Below are 16609 nucleotides of genomic sequence, written 5' to 3' on the forward strand. Positions count from 1 at the left end.
CGAGACCCTACTTCGCGAATTATTTCTCCTTCGACGGCCGGGCCGATCTAGAGAAATTGGAACGCTTTTACGAAGGGCTCGCCAAAACCGACAGCAAGCTAGCTGAAATCAAGAAGGCGGACTTCCGAAACTATTACGGGCTGCGCGCGTCCGTGGCTTTCAGCTTCGGGTCTCACGACGAATGGAACATCGCTCGGACGATCAACGCCAAGCGGACGGCGAAGAGGGAGGGCGAGGATGCTTTTGGCATCGCAAAGCAGATCGCCGTCATGTTTAATGGCACGAGCGTCGCCCCCGGCCTGTTCGACGCGTTCACCGCGACAGGCAACGAAGGACAGTGCCGTTTGCCTAAGAAATGAGACCTCCCTAATCTGACAAGGTAACTCCCGGAAGCGCTGGAAATCTGATCGTCACCGGGTCGGATGCAGAGGGATTCCGTGTTGCTCCAATACGTTCTGGAGAGGCGCGCTTAGCGTGTCGAGAGAGCGGCCACCTATCTTGAAGTCGACATAGATCTCGTTGTCCTTAGAGGCCGGGACTTCGACTTCCGCGGTTGCCGACACTCCGTTTGACTTTTCGACCTTTTTCTTGATCGTCGCATGCAGGCCGCCTAGCGCATCGCTAATTGTCACCGTTACCATGCTTCCGACTTTGAGCGAATCCACCGATCCGGTTAACACGTGCTTGCCATTGAGCACGATAGGTAACTCACGCGATATTTGTGCTTCCAGCTTCAGCTTTATGGTGCGCTTGCTCTTTTGTGTGACGTCGATCGAGAGGCCGGTAAGCAAATCGACATCCGCATCCTGGAGGTATGCCTCCAACATCCGCTGCACGCGAGGCTCGTCGCCTTTGCTCTTGCCGTAGTCGGGAATGCGCGACTGGTCCAGCTTGTGGTCCTTGTCCTTAAGGGTGGCAATCGCGTATGCCGCCGCCCACCGGACGTCAGGGGCCTCGTCGAAAAGTGCATCAACAAATGCCTTCTCGATGGCACGAACCCGCTTAGCCCGGTCCGGCTTTTCGGATGACTGCGCACGAACGACGCCGACGTGCGCCAGCATCGACCGGACCGCGGCGAGGCGGCCAGGTACGTCCCCCTCCTCGAGATCAACAAACGCACTCAACAGTTCGTTCTCCGACCCTACGACTGTATCAGACGACAGCACGTAGTCGTTTAAATTTGGTTCGATATACCGGCCCGGTTTAGGTACCTCTTTAGGGAGCGGCTTTTTGACTGCATCCCGAACCCGTATCCAAGCATGCTTTGGGCCAGGAACAGCTCCGCACACTTTTATGACGCCGTGGAATGTGTCTACTTCCACGACGCGCAGGCTTAGGGCGGTTACCCGCTCGCCGCCCATTTGCCCCGGCATCTTCTTGTTTTTCCAGGTTTTTCCGGGGTCTTGGCGACCACCTGTCGAGCCGATCGATCGATGGGAAATAGATACTCCGTGGGTGGCACGCAAACCCCCGAACCCGTGCTTTTTCATGCCTCCTTGGAAGCCTTTGCCAATTGTAGTGCCGGTGACGTCGACAAATTGACCCACCACGAAGTGATCGGCCGTGATTTCCGCCCCCACCGGGATAAGGGCGTCCTCCGATACACGGAATTCTTCCAAACGTCCCTTCGGTTCGACCTTCGCGACGGCGAACTGCCCGCGCAAGGCCTTCGGCATGTTAACCGTCTTGCGAGTTCCCGCCCCCAATTGCATGGCGACATAGCCGTGCTTCTCCTCCGTGCGGTGCCCAAGAACTTGGCAGTTCGGCAGTCGCAAAATGGTAACCGGGACCACATTGCCGCTGGCGTCGAAGACCCGCGACATCCCCTCTTTCACAGCTAATACTCCCGTCCTCACGCTGCCGCTCCTTCCCCAGTAAGGTCGGTCCAGACGTCACCGAACGCAGTCCAAAACAGAGCGGTCGGATTCGATTTCACCTGCAGGATATGCCTGCGCGCGAAAAGCAACGAAAGGCCGATCCCCTGCCCGCCCATGACGTTCTGAAAAAACTGATCCGATAGCTGCTCTGAAAGCAGATGATCAACCTTTCCGATTGGCGCGACCACGACGGCTGCACCGTTGTGGTGCATTTTTTCGGCCAGGCTCGGCGCGGGAGACAGGGCGTTATAAGCCGCGTAATCGACATCAAGGAATACGAGCAAGTGGTCGTGACCGCGTAGCTTCAAGTTTGTAGTATCCGCAAACCGCCACTCGAAACGGTCCCAGATCCTCATGTCTACCGAATAGCTTGGCCGCGGAGTTCGCCAAAGCCCGCAGGTGAATAGGAAGCTATCGACGGGCTGAAGGAGAAAAGTTCGAAGACGATCGAGCATCTGCGGGCGAACTGAAGCGGCGGCCGTCAGTTGGGGGAGTGCTTGGACGCTTATGTGGGGACGAGAAGAAAACCAAGCCGAAGAAATATGCCGCGATGATTTGTTATCCCTCCAATCATCGTAGATCACGCCGACGTCTAACTTCCCTGTACCCGTTTGCTTGCCGCCCTCGCCTTGGTAGGGACGGTAGCTACCGTCACTCCGCGATGGTGAATGCAGCGGTGGAGCGATTCTCGGCAGAAGATACAGCTGCCCTAGAAAGCCGAGCGGATTGTAGCGCTCTGTGGCGGGTTTGATGTAGACGAATTCCCAGGGAACGCGCACGGCCGTCGAACGCACACTAACTGCACCGTCCTCTCCCGCATGCTCGTGAAGACTCTTGATGAATTCTTCCTTGTCCTCGTCCGCGATCAGCGCATCGAAAAGCTCAGCTCCTCTCTTTGCGACCTGATCGAGAAGCTCTGCCTTTTTTTCGTCGGACAGACTATCAAACCTTAATTGCTCAAAGTCGCTGCCTCCAACAAAGTCCAATATGTCGTTAGAGTGCCTTCTGATCTCGTCATGTTTGGCCGGAGCATAAAAGTCTATGTCGTCCTTATCGTCGAAAACGAGAGAAGTGATCAGATCGCCGTTGGCGATCGAGTTACGAATGTAGACCGGGCGCCGGCCACTGTAATGTACGCGATTTATTTTCATTATGCTGCTACATGGGATTTTGAGAGAGAGGTCCTGACCACCAGCGGCGAACCGCTAGAAAAGTGAAACTCGACGTCAACGGCGCCATTGCCGGGACGTCGGGCCGCGACATGGAAATATCCAGGCTCACCAATCGAACGCTCGATGCGGGTGGGAACCACTTCGCAGGAAGCACTGTATGCCCGCAACTCACAAATCCCGTCCTTAATCCCTGCTTTGCCGGGAATGCCGAGACGAACTGCCAGCTCCGAGTCAAGGACGGCGCGAACTTCGAAATCGATTAACGAGGCGCCTAGCGGTCGTGCGCTAACCATCGGCTGAAGTTTTGCCGATGGCACACCTCTAATCCATGCACACAGTTGCGCTTCCGGTATCGCTGGCAGCGGTAATTCGTCACGATAACCTCCGCCGCGCGCGGTACCCCTCATCGACTCGTTTACGGTCAATCGTTGAGCGAGCATCGGTACCGCACGATATCCGGCGCGATACCACGAAGGCTGCTCCTTAGCGGAATCACCGAAAAGATCAGGAAGCTCGCCGGTTTGACGGAACACCCGATGCGGCCGCCGCGCCATTCGCGTTGCCCCAAGCTGCGAGAAGCGGTCTGTCCATTCCAGATACTCTCGCCTGCTCACTCCGGATTGTGCCATCCAACGCGCGTCGATCCGCTCAAGCTCGACCAGCGCGACGAGCAGCGGATCCGCATCTCGCGGCAGGAGCTCCAATATCGCTCGGCATCTCTGCTCACGAACTTCAGGAAGATCACGCGTAGAGTGGTGACGTAGCGTCGCTAATGCCCGCTCGAGCGGGGTACTCAATGTTGGCGGCGTCCAATTGCTTATTCCGCCATCGCCCAAAAACAGGCCAATCACGTCACAGGTAGGTTCCCGAGCGACGACGTTTCGGCTGATAAAAATAAAGCGTCGGATCGATTCCAGCACGGAGCCTCCGTCAACTCCGACAGGCCCGAACGCCAAGAACGAGCCGTCCGAGCGATGCAGAAGAATGACGTCTTGAGGAAGGACCACCGGCCTGCCGTCGCGTCCATCCACGATTGCATGGGCTCGCTGCCGAAAGCGCGCGGCGACAGCCTCTTCAAAACGAGATTCGCATGCAAGGAGCCAGACGTACGACACCGGTTCAGGCACTCGCTCAGCGAACGGCAAGCCCAACTGCACCTGACAATCTCCCGGCAAAGCTGCGATTCGTGGTTGCGAGTCTCGCACGGGCAGCACGACCCGCGGCTCGTTTTCCCGCGATCCACAGCAAAATTGATCGGCAGCCAAGGACATGTTCAGACACGCATATCGGACGCATCGCGCACTTCCGCGACGATGGACGTTCTGGTTCGTTGCTCCTCGTTAGAGAAGCCGTCGAAATCGCGCAGTTGCCCGAAGGAAAGGCCCGTCATTTTCTCAATGGAGCGCACGCTCCGTTGATAGGTCTTGAAGGCTCCAAAGACCGCTTCGAGCTCCTTCAGTTCCTGAACCTGATCAATCGTGTAAGCGGTCGAGGACGGCCTTCCTGCATTGGACACGAACGAGATCACCTTCCAGTACGCCACAGGTATCTTTGCCCCGCGATACAGACGGTCATTGTCTCGGAAGATCGGGCCGCTAAATACGTTCACTTTGGCTTCCTGAGCCTTCGTATTCTTAAGGATGTAGTCTTCCAGGCTCAGCCATGTCTGTTGATTGAAATGTGAAGCCTGCGGCGTACAATTCGTAAAATGGAATGTATCGTAGTTTGCACTCTCAGCCGTCTCTCCCCAATTGGGATCTTCCCTGCGGACCAGATGGCCACGATCGAGGATATTGTCGACGTACAGGTCTTCGCCGATTTGGGCTTCGTCCGGGATGCGCCCGTCGTAGAGCCATTTATCGGGCGGACTGCGGACCACCTTGACGGCCGCCTCGCCGTCGATATTGACGCCTACGAACATCGGCATCCGTCGCGACTTCGACATCACCACCGAGAAGTGTTCGTAATCCAGGCGATTTTCCGCGTTACCTTCGATTTCCAGCACATCCCCTCTTAGTCTAGCAGGATCCGGGAGCGGGATCGCGAAACCAAGGAAGTTGGCGTTGTATCCCGTACGACCTTCGAACCGCTCGGGAGGAGAGCGCCTAACCCTGCGGGCACCCTCCAAGTCAGCTGCCTCGAGGCCGGCATCACCGGCGCGAGGCGCCACGAACTCCAAGTCGGAAAGAAAGGGACGCGCCTCCAGATTGAACTTCATCGTCTTCCCCTCACGCGAGCATTCTTGCTGGGCTTTGGCTGTTTTCCGGTAAGCAAGAGCGAGTCGTACTTTTCCATGAGTTGCGACATCACTCGTACTCTCTCTAGGGCCACACCGTGAAAGCAGGTGACAAAGCTTTTCAGGAGGCCGCAAACATCGACAAACTCGATAAGTCGGAGCAACAAGAAATCAGCTTGGCGGGCTTTTTGCAGTTCGGAGAGCAGTCGCTCCGGGCGCATATCAGCAGGCCAAATTCGGCGCTCGCGTGAGAACCGTTCAAGCACGTCGCCTAACTGCCCCGGGGCATATCGCACGACATCGATTAGCGCGGCTCGGATGGGATCATAGAGCTCGGGCGTTCGACCTCGAACGAAAGCACGCAGCTGGCTGTTTTCCAAAATCTCGGGGTGCGGGCGAACCGGTTGATTTGAATTGTACATCTCACTGAGCGCGAGATAACGATGGACGTCGCTTTTCTGAAGAAGGAGCATTTGAACCCTTGCTTCTTCAGAAAACTCGAACGGACCGAATCCTCTTTCCGCCGATGACCACCCTTCGTCCGAGAACGCCTGGCTGAGCGACATTGGAAGTACAGGATCGATATCGAACGCGACCAGGTCCAGCGCGATCATTCTCATGCCGTCAAGATCAAGCATATCGCCCGAAGTCATCCACGGTCGGTTTCTACGTGATTGGAACAGCGAAACGTCGCACGCTGCTATGCGAGCAATGGCGATCAAAGGAACGTAGTCAACCCAACCCGGGCGTATGTCGAGATCGCGCAGTTGCCACTGCTCGACCACTGTTCTCCCACTGCCCAAGGCGAGGTGCGCGCAAGCCCACTTCCACGTCCAATGATTAGTCAGGCGCTGAAACATCGATGACGGCAGTCTACCAATCATCTGCCGCGATAAGCTCTCCATCGAAGGCGCCGCTAGCCTCGTCGCCTCCAGAAAGTCCGCTGATTTGAATGCGACGTCGACACGAGCGGCCAAATCAGCATCGTCGAAGATTTCCTCGAGCGTCGCTTGTCGACGGATTGAAGGGGAACTTGGAGGGCCCGGCACTTCGGCCGGGACGCCGTAAGTATCGGTGCGCTGCGGCGCGGAGGCGCTAGGTGGCTGGGAGGCGCGGATGACACCCGCTTTCGATCGCCTTTTTAAGTTGCGGACTTCCACGTCTCGCTTCTGGGGTTCAGGTAGCGCGGCCCTTTCCTCGGAAGTCAAAGACTGTTCATCTTTCAGCAGAATCGCGCGTGCGGCCGGAGGCATCGCGTGAATGTCGTCCCGTCCAATATGGAGTACCCTTCGCGCGAGCGCCTCATCTACAGCGATCGCAGAAACGTCTCCGTAGAATGCTCGATAGTAGGCAGCCATGGCGGGCGACTCCGGCTCTTGCACCCGAGATGGTTCCTCGTACCATTCCGCGGCCCTTTGCTGCACAAAGCGTACCCGAATATGCAGATCCGATGGCTCACCGTCTGGGGTTCGCGTCGTACCGCAAAGCATCGGCAGCATAAGCCGACGTAGATTCGTTACGTGCCGGACCTCATTTGGCCCGTAAGAGTCGACCAACCACGCTTCCTTGGACAACGCGCGTAGAAGATCCTTGGCTCGGTCAATGTCGATATTGCCTAGCCCGCAAGGTCCGGCGAGCACATCGCGAATGAGTTCAGCAGTAACCGTCTTAAGCGCAAGACCGGGATGGGCGAGCTGGCAAATCTGCTCTTTCGGTATCGTTCTTCTGTCGTTCGGCCCTCTCGATACTATGTGGTCCTTAATTCTATCCAGGAACCTCGAGTACAGGACTCTCATTGCCTCGACGGTTCCGTATAACGTCGCGCCCCCCACATCGCGAGCGATCTCGTCGAGCTCTTGGCTGCTCTTTTGTGCCGCAAATTTAATTAACACGATGAGAAAAAGCGGATACCACCTGATCTTGGACTCCGAAATGAGCTCAATCCACTGCTTATTGAATTTGTTCTCCGTATCCCTTACTCGCAAAAAGTCTCCGGTCTCCTGTGGGGAGAACGGCCCGAGTTCGAGGTGCCCACAGAACCAAGCTGGCAGCCTACGGGGTTCGCTTACGAATGGTTGGATACGTCCCGCAACGATAGCCCTGACGGTCTTGAACGCCGGCGACCCATCTTCAGTTTGAAGGTCCATGAGCCGGTCTATCCAGGATAGGACCAGCCCGAACGGCTCGCGCTCAAGTTCCTCGTCGGCCAGCCCCATTTCAGAGGAAACAATCAGCTCCTCAAATGTATCGACGACGAGAAGGAGGTCATGCCGAACCGCCTGACGACCGAGGGTGTCACCGAGTCGCTCAAGCAGGATGTCCGCGGACTTGAGGTCACTACTGGTTTCAGCAGCGACGCGAAGCGCGTCGCGTCTGAGTTCGTCCATCTCGCCGTCCAGTTCGGTCCGCGCGCGTCCAATTTGGCGAGTCAGTTCCGCCGTCCAATCTTTCTCCGCGCCCAGCGCCAGATTTGGCCGATCATAGTCGAGCAGTACCGTAATTGGGCCGCTCCAATCGTCCTTCCGCACCGTTCTTACCAGTTCGGCCACCAGCGCCGACTTTCCACTCCCCCCAATCCCGGTGAGAAGAAGCGGCCGCAACCAATCCAACTTCTTTGGGTCGGCGATAATGCTGTCAAGTTCGATCGAGCTCTCGACGTTTCCGTTGGCAGCGTAAGCCGTAAGTAGTCCTAGCTCGTGAGTTCGTCCAACCAACTTCGGCGCGACGTGACGTAACCTTTGCTCATCATCCATCCTGGCGAGCTTCCAACGGGGATCCGACTTGCCGGTGGGTGAAGGCTTCTTACGAGCCCGATGTACGAAGTCCTGAGCCGAAGCAAGGTCCTGCAGCTCGGACCTCGATAGCTGCTGGTTCTCCAGGAATTCCTCGTAGTCTTCGTTCTCTCTGAGGAGTGCGATGAGATAGTGTGCGAAGCGTTCGCTAGGATGGGGTTTCGCTTCTTGAAGGAGAGTTTCAAAGTCGGTGCGCGCAATCGCACGTTCCAACGCGTCGTGCCGCGCTCTGGCCGTCAATTTCCAATACATTCTATCTTCGAACACAACTTCCTGAACATGATCAACGATCTTGTCCAGGATGCGCTCGCCCATGCCGCCGCTCTGAGCCAACTCCAGCAACTCCAGCGGATCGAAGACGCCGACAAGCGCGGCGCGGGCCAGCACCTCGTCGGTCTTTTCTCGGAGCCGCTGGTCGGTGTGGGCTGTCATGTCGTGGTCGACGGCATAAAGATGTCATTTACGATTTTGGCGATGGCAGCACTCCTGCTCAGAGCTCCCTCTTGGCGTTCCCGCTTACGCGTTTCGCGCTCGCGCTCGCGCTCGGCTTGTTTTTCTTCTTCGGTAAGCATCTCTCGCTCAGCGAGCATGGTCGCGATGCGACCAAGGCTGAGCAGCATGCGGTCGGGATCTGCACTGAGCCTGTTGCGGATCCAGGCAATGACGTCTTCGATATTCAGGTGATCCTTTAGTGGATCAACCGATTTGGAGTTGACGTTTTTAAGGGCCGGCATGTCCGGATCGGACATGCCAATCAGAACGAGACGCAACTTCTGTCGCGTAGCGATCTCCGGATAGAGCTTTTCGAGAAACACCCTCGTCGACGTGTCGCTAATCTGGTGCCGGTCCATTTCGTCGATCGCAATCCAGATCGTGTCCCGCGTTGCGTCCTCTTCCATTACGTTTGCTACATCGCGAGCAAGTGTCGCGATCGTATCGTTGATCTCGGTCGATTCTCCGGCACCCGCCAGCTGACTCGGTGAAGTCAATTTTCTTGAAAGATTGTTGCCGACGCTGATCCTATCCAGAAGCAGTTGCGCCGTCGAATACGCATTGTCCTTAATATCTGATGCGTTGATGGTAATGAGTCGATGCCAGCCCGGCGCAAGGGCATCATCAAGAATTTCGTACGAGAACGATTTGCCGATCTGACTGAGAGGCTTCCGGTCCAAGCCATAGTGAATCTGAACGACCAGAATCTTGGGGCCACCTGGCGTCTGGGCGGCGGCAATTGCTTCCTGCAAACTGTAACGACCGATAAGTGCCTTTCCGCTTCTCTGGAGCGTGCACCGCGGAGCGCTCAGGCTACCCATGCGCGACTTGATCGTCTCCTGGGCCCTCTGCATGATTTTGGACAGTGGGATTGCTACGTTCGTCGCGTGCTGTTCGACCTTGCCCTTGGTCTTTCTTTCTACCTGGTAGACAAACTGATGCAGAGCCGCCGGCTTCATGTCGTAGGTGAGACAAGGTCCACCCGACGATCCGCGTATCGTATTCGCCGTATGCAGAACCCGCTCACCGCTGGCTGCGATGCCATTGAACTTCGGCACGGGGCTACTGGATTCGAACTCGCCGGGTGAGAAGCGCATCGTGAAATTTCCGGGATGATGCGATACGATCATCTTTCCTGTAGCCTCGCGAGGAGTCTCATTCACGAGGTTGTAGTATGGTCGATCAAAGCCCGCCGGCTTGTTCAGCTCGATCACTACGAAATCTAGATAAGTATCAAGCTGCTGGGGCTTCCAATTGCCCAGCCTCTCCTCTGGATCTGCGCTAAGTCGGCTACCCACCACGAGCCAGTCTTCCGTGACACCATACGTCCACTTGTTTCCGATTTGACCCGCTCTGACTTCGTAGTCGAACTCGACCGAAAGACGAGAAGACAGCCGTCTATCCGGAACGCCGGGCCAATCGGGCTCCCCTTGGGGCCCTTCTAAGCCAGCCTCGAAGGTTACGAGCGAACTAATGACATGCCAGCATGTGAGCACCAGTCTCGGCCCGATCAGAAGACCGGTCCCGGTCTCTAGTGATCCGTCCGAGAGCTTGACGGTGAGCTTGCAGGTGTTCCTTGCCAGCCTCGGCATTCCCTCTTTGATTTTGCCCGCATCGGTCATGGGCGTGAAATCATCGAGAATCTTCTGGAGCGTCGCCCGGTACGTTTCTTCTCCCTCTTCGTCATCCAGCAGGTCGGAGGCTTCAACTTCTGTTGCCGACGACGTGAACAGCCGCTCCGAGTACGTCTTAACGAACGAAGCCAGGAATCCCTTTCGTTCTGCTTCCTCCAAAGCAGCCTCGAAGTCCGCACGATTTAGGCCGGGTCCCAACGGCACCGGTGCGCCCCTTTGACGAAGCGCCGTGATCGTCATAAAGCGTCTGGCGCCCTCATAATTCGCCGCAAATTCGTCGTAGCACTTCTTGAAGATATCTCGCGACGCAGTGACCTGTTGGGCGAGCTTGGATGGACTAAGAGCGGTGTTGGCTCCGTTCGGCATTTCAGGCTGTCCATCCCAATCGCTCAAGGATCGCGGCTGGCACCTGACCGGATGCGCGCACAGCCGCAAGAGAATGGGCGTAGTTCGCCGTCAGATTTCGCCCAGCAAAATGCAGACCAAGGATCGGGAAAAAGTCGATAAGTTGCGACACGCATGAGCCGGAGCATCCAGCGAGCGTCGTCGAGTCGTGCGAGAACACCCAGCGATGGGATTGATCGTCGCCTAGGCTGCCAGCGACATCTTCAATGCGTCCTGGCGCCAAGTATTTACGCCCGTAATCGAGGCCAAAGATTTCGCCGAGCCGTTTGGCAATATCGTCGCGAACTTGATGGGTTTCGGGATCTTCGAGCGCAGATACGTCTGGCCTCGCAGGATAGCCGACGACGATGAGCTCAACTTTGCTCTCGCCAACATCCCTGTCGCCGACTTGAGACATCTTTGTAGGAAAACTCGAACTTCCGTTGCTGGTCTCGACCTCAAACAAGGCCATGTCCAGATGAGCGAAATTCACCTCGCGCCCTATTGTATCGCTGCCGGCGAACACTAACGACTTTATTCGGAACTTTTTCGCAGAGCCCAGACCGCGATCGTCGAAATTGATGGAGGCATTGTCTTGTACAATCCAGGTAGACGGCCCTCTTCCGCGGATCTCGTCTGCGATGGCTTCCGCCACGTGACGGTTCGTCATAATCAGACCTTCACCGACGACGAAGCCCGTTCCGACATGCTCGCCATCCAGATCGACGCGACCGACTCTTTCGAAAAGCGTCTGCAGACCCTTCGGGTCGACCTTGAAGGTGTCCTCCCATTCGGTCGCCGCCAACGCCGCCGGATCGACCTTCCCGTCTGTAATCTTCAGGGCGGGTCGTCCGGTTAGTCGGACAAGTGCCTCTATGTCTGCGCGCTCGGTCCAGATCAGATTGTGCGCGCCGCCCGATCCCTCGGCCTTTTTGAGCAGTTTTTCACTTCGATCGAACAGGTCACGCCGTCGCGACTTGCTTTCGGGCGTGGCGTCGGGACGATCATCCATTTTTTTGATGGCGCTGTTGAGCCGATCCTGTATCTCTTGTGCACTCCTTCCTCGAAGAGGAGACTCTGCGCTGACTCCGGGACGCACGATACGAGATCGCGACAAGAGCGTTCGAAACGTGCTTTTGGCCTCTGGTTGCCGATCGAGTGGGGCTATCAGCTCTGGAGCGTACTCCAGCCGCGTCAGCACCCGTTGGAGTACGGGGGGTGCACTAGCGCTGAGCCCCGACGTCGGCTTCGGCCGAATGCGCGACTCGACAAGGCCCGCTTTTGTCGGATCCGACCGGCGTCGCTCATCCGCGGCCAGGAAGCTCGCTTCGGCGCCGTATCTTGCCCAATCGAACCCCTCGATTTTTGCACGCGACGCTGCAAGTTCGAACACCGTCGCCGTATCTCGGTCTTCCTCTGACAAGCCAGTTGGTGCTGCGGCTTCGGCCGTCGCAGAGGGTGACGGAATTTCGGCAAGCGGTAGCTGCAGGAGCGACTGCGCATCGACGATCCCCGCACCGTAGAGATTCCCATTCCAGCCCGCAGGTTTGCGAGCAGTCCGCCGTAACGCCGCGCGAAACAGTTCCTGAACGTGGTCATTGCGGCGCTTCGCTTCGGCACGAACGCGATCCCGGCCAAAGTGGGAAAGCCAAATTGCGGCCGCGCCGGCCGTCAGCGCCGTAGCGAAGGACGTGCCTTGGCCACCGGCAACGACACCAGTTTCGTTGTCTTCAGGGGTACGACGGGCGACGAAGACGTTCTCAGCTGGAGCGGAGACGTCAACGGCCGAACCGCGGCTCGTGCCCTTCCATGGCACGTCGCCGGCATTCACGCCAGCAAGTGCTATGGAGTTGCGGTCGGACGCGGGGTAAACCACGAAGCCAACGCAATTTCCGGATGCAACCACCACGATGCAGCCGGCGGCGACCGCCTTTTCGAGTGCCGCAGCAATCGAAGGGCTATAAATTCCGCCGAGACTCATCGAGATGATGTCGGCATTGACCGATACTGCGTGCAGGATTGCACGAGCTACCGGAGCACCATCGAAAATCTTGACATCCTCGATGCACCTGATGGGAATGACTTTGGCGAGAGGGGCCGCGCCGACGATCTTCCCCTGTACTCTGCTGGCCACAACGCTGGAGGTTGCTGTACCATGGCCCGGATTGGCAGTTCCGGCGCGCAGCGGATCTTTAGGATCTGAGCCTCCCTCGAGCACGTTCGCGGCTCGCTCGAGGTCGAACATCCCCAGCTCCAACTCGGGATGTGTAGCAATGCCCGTATCGGGCTGAGCAACGAGAATGCCATCACCCTTGCCGTTCTCTAGAGTCCAAGCCAGGTTTGCCTTGATCGCGTTGGGAGCCCAGTGCATGTCCTCCGGTGCAGCGGCATCTGACCAGCAGAATGCATTCGTGATTGCCGACTCAGGCGCACCATCGCGCAGAAGGCGTGCATCGGGCTCGGCATAGAGAGTTGATCCAATGTCAGGCACACAAGACACAAGGCTGAGCTTATCGCAAAGGAAATCGGCCGCAGCAAAAAGCCGGGGCGGCGCAATGGTGCGTGGCACACCCGGGAATTGAAGCACGAAAAACTTTGGTAGCTGGTCATCCAACGGGCGAAGATCGAACTTATCCGATCCAAGAATGGATCTGAGCTGTACTCCGGCCTCTGCCAGGTCCGGCGCGCTCGGAAATTCCAGGACGAACCTGATGATATGCATCGGAAGGCCATCGACCGTGCCATGTGCCTGCCGCGCAATCTCCCTGAGAACCGTCTCTGAAATAGAGACGCTGGTGCCTTCCGCTGCCATTTTCTCCTCGACAATTATTGGTTACCGGCTGCAGGCGCCGGCAAAAAGCCCGCTTGAAAATGCGATGTGGAACGGAGCAATCACCGACCGTTTCAACCATCAATTGAAACGTAAAATCAATCAATTGTCCATGGCCCGTGAGTTATCTCGAACGTTTTTTTTCGCGTAAGATCGCTTCACGCGAGCGTCCGTTGCCCATCTCGGGGCAGCATGATTGACCGTTCGGGATCAGCCGGAGGCGCACGCGTTGACATGTTGGGTCAGGTGGTGCCTTCGAATTGGAGCCCTGGCGCGTATTTTTGTCTGAAATTTGGACTGTTTGCCGACATTAAAGGTTCGCTATCCGCGCTCGTCCGATCGGCCGGTACGTGTTTGGACCAGCCACTTGAGTTCGACCTGCACCGCACCTTCCGTAAGAACGTCGAGATTGCGATGGAGCACGACGACATCATGCCTGCCGGGAAGAGATAGCATTCGGCGAGCCGCAGTCTTCAATCGTTGATGGCCTTCACTAGGTGTTTACGCAAGAGCGTGTTGCGACGAATGCAGGCCTGTTCCTGGAAGGTCTGCTCGGAGATGAGCAGCGCAAGACCGGTTGGATGCGCGCGGAGGCGGCTGGCGATCCCGGCCCATGGCGGCAGCAGGCGATTCTGGGTCGTGGAGACTGGGACGCTGATGCCCTGCGCGATATCGTGCACGACTATGTCATCGAGCATTTGCCGGATGACGATGCGGTGCTGGTGATCGACGAGACCGGTTTTCTCAAACAGGGCAAAGCGTCATGCGGAGTGGCGCGGCAATACACTGGTTCGGCAGGGAAGATCACGAACTGCCAGATCGGCGTCTTCGCTGCCTATGTTTCGCGTCATGGCCATGCGTTCATCGATCGCGCGTTGTATCTTCCGAAGGAGTGGACCGACGATCCAGATCGTCTGGAAGCCACATATGTGCCTGCCGATGTCGGCTTTGCGACCAAACCAAAGCTGGCGACGAGAATGATCGCGCGCGCGATAGCCGCGTCTATACCATTCAAGTGGATTGCCGGTGATACCGTCTACGGTGTTGGCAACATCGAACAGCAACTACGTCGGGCAGGCAAAGGCTACGTGCTTGGGGTCAGCAGCGCTCATGTGTTTCGATCCTGGGGCAGCGACCGCCGGTCGCCGGTACGGCTGCAGACCTCGCCCGGACGCGGCGCTCATCCGACTGGAAGCGCCTGTCGGCGGGAGCCGGAACCAAGGGGCCGCGGCTGCACGATTGGTGTTATCTCGAATTGGCCGATCTCGAGGCCGAGCAGTCCAACAGTGCAAATGACGGTTTGTGGACACGCGGTCTACTGATCCGTCGTCGCATCGCCGATGATGACCTCGCCTTCTTCACCACCTGGTGCCCAGCGGGAACAGCCATTGAAACGCTGGTCGCGGTCGAAGGCCATCGATGGGCGATCGAGGACAGCTTTGAAACCGCGAAAAACGAGTTCGGGCTTGATCACAACGAAAGCAGGTCCTGGCATGGCTGGCACCGTCATGTGTCCCTGGTGATGCTCGCCTTCGCCATGATGGCCGCGATCCGACATCGCGCTAATCCGCCACCGCCCAAAAAAACGAAACGGCGCCCCCCGGCAAAAGCCAAAGCATAACCACCCCACCACTGATCCGTTGGTCAATCCAGGAAATACGCCGCATTGCCATCAGACTTGCTCGAAAGCGGATTCAACCCGCACACATCATCGCATGGTCTTTCTGGCGCAGAGCTCACCAGGCTGCCGCTCAACGCGCCCACTTCAAATCAAAAAAGCAACTGTAATGCTAGTTCGGTCCGCGCGTGAAGCAGTCTTCGAGGAGTCAGAGGTACGTGGCGCCGACGGTTCACACCGGCAGTCTCCTTTCCATCTTTAAAGTAGGTCAATGAGGTGAGAGCGAATGCGCTCGACGACCTTCGCGCCGTTGGCCGCATCGGGAGAATGATTCTGAAACAATCGGAGACTCGCAACCACCAGTACCGACATTCGCTGTTGGAGGCCGTTTGACTTAGAGCTAGCCGCAGTGGGACCGACCATCAGGAAGTCGACCTGCCGCCCCTGCCTCCCGAACGCAGTGAGCATCTTCTAAGCTATTGATTTTCTTGCTGTGGCGGATCCTTCCGTCCCGTTTTGTTCACGCTCGTTTCACCCAATTCGTTGCGATTTCGTTGCGGCGGTCTGGAGCGAGAACGGTGAACATCGCCGCGATTCCTCGGAGCCCAACAGTTCGCCTCGCTGGATGCACGCCTTAACGGGTGGGTATGGCGAGTCTGGCTACCTGGTCTTGAAAGCCATCGAACGATGCGCTGCGCCACCGTCGCCGTTTGCGAGATTGGGACAGCTTGCCGTCGGGGAGGATCGGTCAGTGCGCTCGCTTTTGCGCCAACAACTGACAGTCTGAGCACCGGTGAAAATTCGCTCGGTCCGGAACGAGATCTCCCATGTGCGCGGGTAGACCCGCGATCCGCCGCCCAGTGAGATGCGGATACTGCCGCAGACGGGGGTCTCGAGCGTCTGGGCCCAGCTCCTGCTCGCGCGCATGCTGACGAAGGCCGATAACCTCTGTCGCCAGCGCGAGGCGCTGCGGGCGCCCCCTTACGCTGCAGGGATCAAAAAGATGGATGCAGAGGCAAGAATGCTAACGGTCGGTTCGAAGGCCGCGGTCGCTGAGTTCAAGACCATCGCGATATTCTGCGGCTCCGGACCGCTGCTCTCCCTCACCGCATGAGCTACGGCCCGGATCCGGCAGCCGTCTGAGCGGGCGCCGCGGGGCAGACTAGCAAGCGTTCGCCCGCGCCCGTTCGCGCGCCTCGCGTCGACGCTCGAGACGCGCGCGTCGCCACCTCGCCCGTTCGGTCGGCTGCGGTAGCCGAGGCAGCGGCGCATCCACCCTCTCGGTCCACACTGTCTCCATTGGCTTAACGGAGCCAGGATGGGCCTCCATGAATTCCAGCACGGTGCGCCCCTTAGCGGTGATCTTCCAGCCACCGTTTTCGCGCTCGACGAGTCTTTGCGAAAAGATGTCGCGATTCGGAACGCGCGCAGCCAGCCGCTTGGTGCGATCGGTCCACTCTCGACCGCTGGTCGCCAGGATCGCCATGTCGCGCTTAAGGTCGGCCATCACGGCAAATCCATCCGGGTAGCTCACCAGGATCTTCAGCACCGTGACCTGAAAATTCACCCCGCCC

The 16609-nt window shown here is 57.7% G+C and carries 10 protein-coding genes and 2 pseudogenes; 4 read left to right on the plus strand and 8 right to left on the minus strand.

What is annotated here, in order from left to right:
* Window positions 1-56: 56 nt before the first annotated feature.
* The gene (locus ACVWW6_RS42610; protein ID WP_456682884.1) at window positions 57-359 is read left to right on the plus strand and encodes a hypothetical protein; all 303 of its coding nucleotides are present in this window, start codon (window positions 57-59) and stop codon (window positions 357-359) included.
* 831 nt (window positions 360-1190) lie between these two features.
* On the opposite strand, the pseudogene rplC reads toward ACVWW6_RS42610, so the two are convergent.
* The 7 genes and pseudogenes from rplC to ACVWW6_RS42645 form a co-directional block, all read right to left on the minus strand.
* Window positions 1191-1856: pseudogene (gene rplC, locus ACVWW6_RS42615) on the minus strand (50S ribosomal protein L3); the annotation flags it as partial.
* Complete coding sequence (locus ACVWW6_RS42620; RefSeq protein WP_161536369.1) at window positions 1853-3028, minus strand: hypothetical protein; 1176 nt, start codon at window positions 3026-3028, stop codon at window positions 1853-1855. The pseudogene rplC and the gene ACVWW6_RS42620, both read right to left, overlap by 4 nt.
* Window positions 3028-3969 (minus strand): hypothetical protein, encoded by a 942-nt coding sequence (locus ACVWW6_RS42625; RefSeq protein WP_456682885.1) that lies wholly within the window; start codon window positions 3967-3969, stop codon window positions 3028-3030. Before ACVWW6_RS42625 ends, ACVWW6_RS42620 begins: the two co-directional genes overlap by 1 nt.
* Window positions 3970-4322: 353 nt before the next feature.
* Window positions 4323-5267 (minus strand): DNA/RNA non-specific endonuclease, encoded by a 945-nt coding sequence (locus ACVWW6_RS42630; RefSeq protein WP_161536371.1) that lies wholly within the window; start codon window positions 5265-5267, stop codon window positions 4323-4325.
* Window positions 5264-8509, minus strand: coding sequence for an ATP-binding protein (locus ACVWW6_RS42635; protein ID WP_456682886.1), 3246 nt, complete (start codon window positions 8507-8509; stop codon window positions 5264-5266). Before ACVWW6_RS42635 ends, ACVWW6_RS42630 begins: the two co-directional genes overlap by 4 nt.
* Window positions 8506-10569, minus strand: a complete 2064-nt coding sequence (locus ACVWW6_RS42640; RefSeq protein ID WP_161536373.1) for a trypsin-like serine peptidase — start codon at window positions 10567-10569, stop codon at window positions 8506-8508. The genes ACVWW6_RS42635 and ACVWW6_RS42640 overlap by 4 nt, the downstream gene beginning before the upstream one ends.
* A 1-nt stretch (window position 10570) precedes the next feature.
* Window positions 10571-13399: a S8 family serine peptidase gene (locus tag ACVWW6_RS42645; RefSeq protein ID WP_161536374.1), complete on the minus strand. Its 2829-nt coding sequence runs from the start codon at window positions 13397-13399 to the stop codon at window positions 10571-10573.
* Here ACVWW6_RS42645 and ACVWW6_RS42650 point away from each other — a divergent pair.
* The 3 genes and pseudogenes from ACVWW6_RS42650 to ACVWW6_RS42660 all read left to right on the plus strand — a co-directional run bounded on the left by ACVWW6_RS42650 (window position 13383) and on the right by ACVWW6_RS42660 (window position 16149).
* Window positions 13383-13568 (plus strand): hypothetical protein, encoded by a 186-nt coding sequence (locus ACVWW6_RS42650; RefSeq protein ID WP_161536375.1) that lies wholly within the window; start codon window positions 13383-13385, stop codon window positions 13566-13568. The genes ACVWW6_RS42645 and ACVWW6_RS42650 overlap by 17 nt on opposite strands.
* Window positions 13569-13914: 346 nt before the next feature.
* Window positions 13915-15038: pseudogene (locus ACVWW6_RS42655) on the plus strand (IS701 family transposase); the annotation flags it as partial.
* A gap of 922 nt (window positions 15039-15960) precedes the next feature.
* Entirely contained in the window at window positions 15961-16149 is a 189-nt protein-coding gene (locus ACVWW6_RS42660; RefSeq protein WP_161536377.1) for a hypothetical protein, read from the plus strand.
* Between the two features lie 48 nt (window positions 16150-16197).
* Here ACVWW6_RS42660 and ACVWW6_RS42665 read toward each other — a convergent pair whose 3' ends face one another.
* On the minus strand, window positions 16198-16602 hold the full coding sequence (locus tag ACVWW6_RS42665; RefSeq protein ID WP_456682887.1) for a hypothetical protein: 405 nt from the start codon (window positions 16600-16602) through the stop codon (window positions 16198-16200).
* Between the last annotated feature and the right edge of the window lie 7 nt (window positions 16603-16609).

It is taken from the genome of Bradyrhizobium sp. USDA 3311 (genome assembly GCF_054062495.1).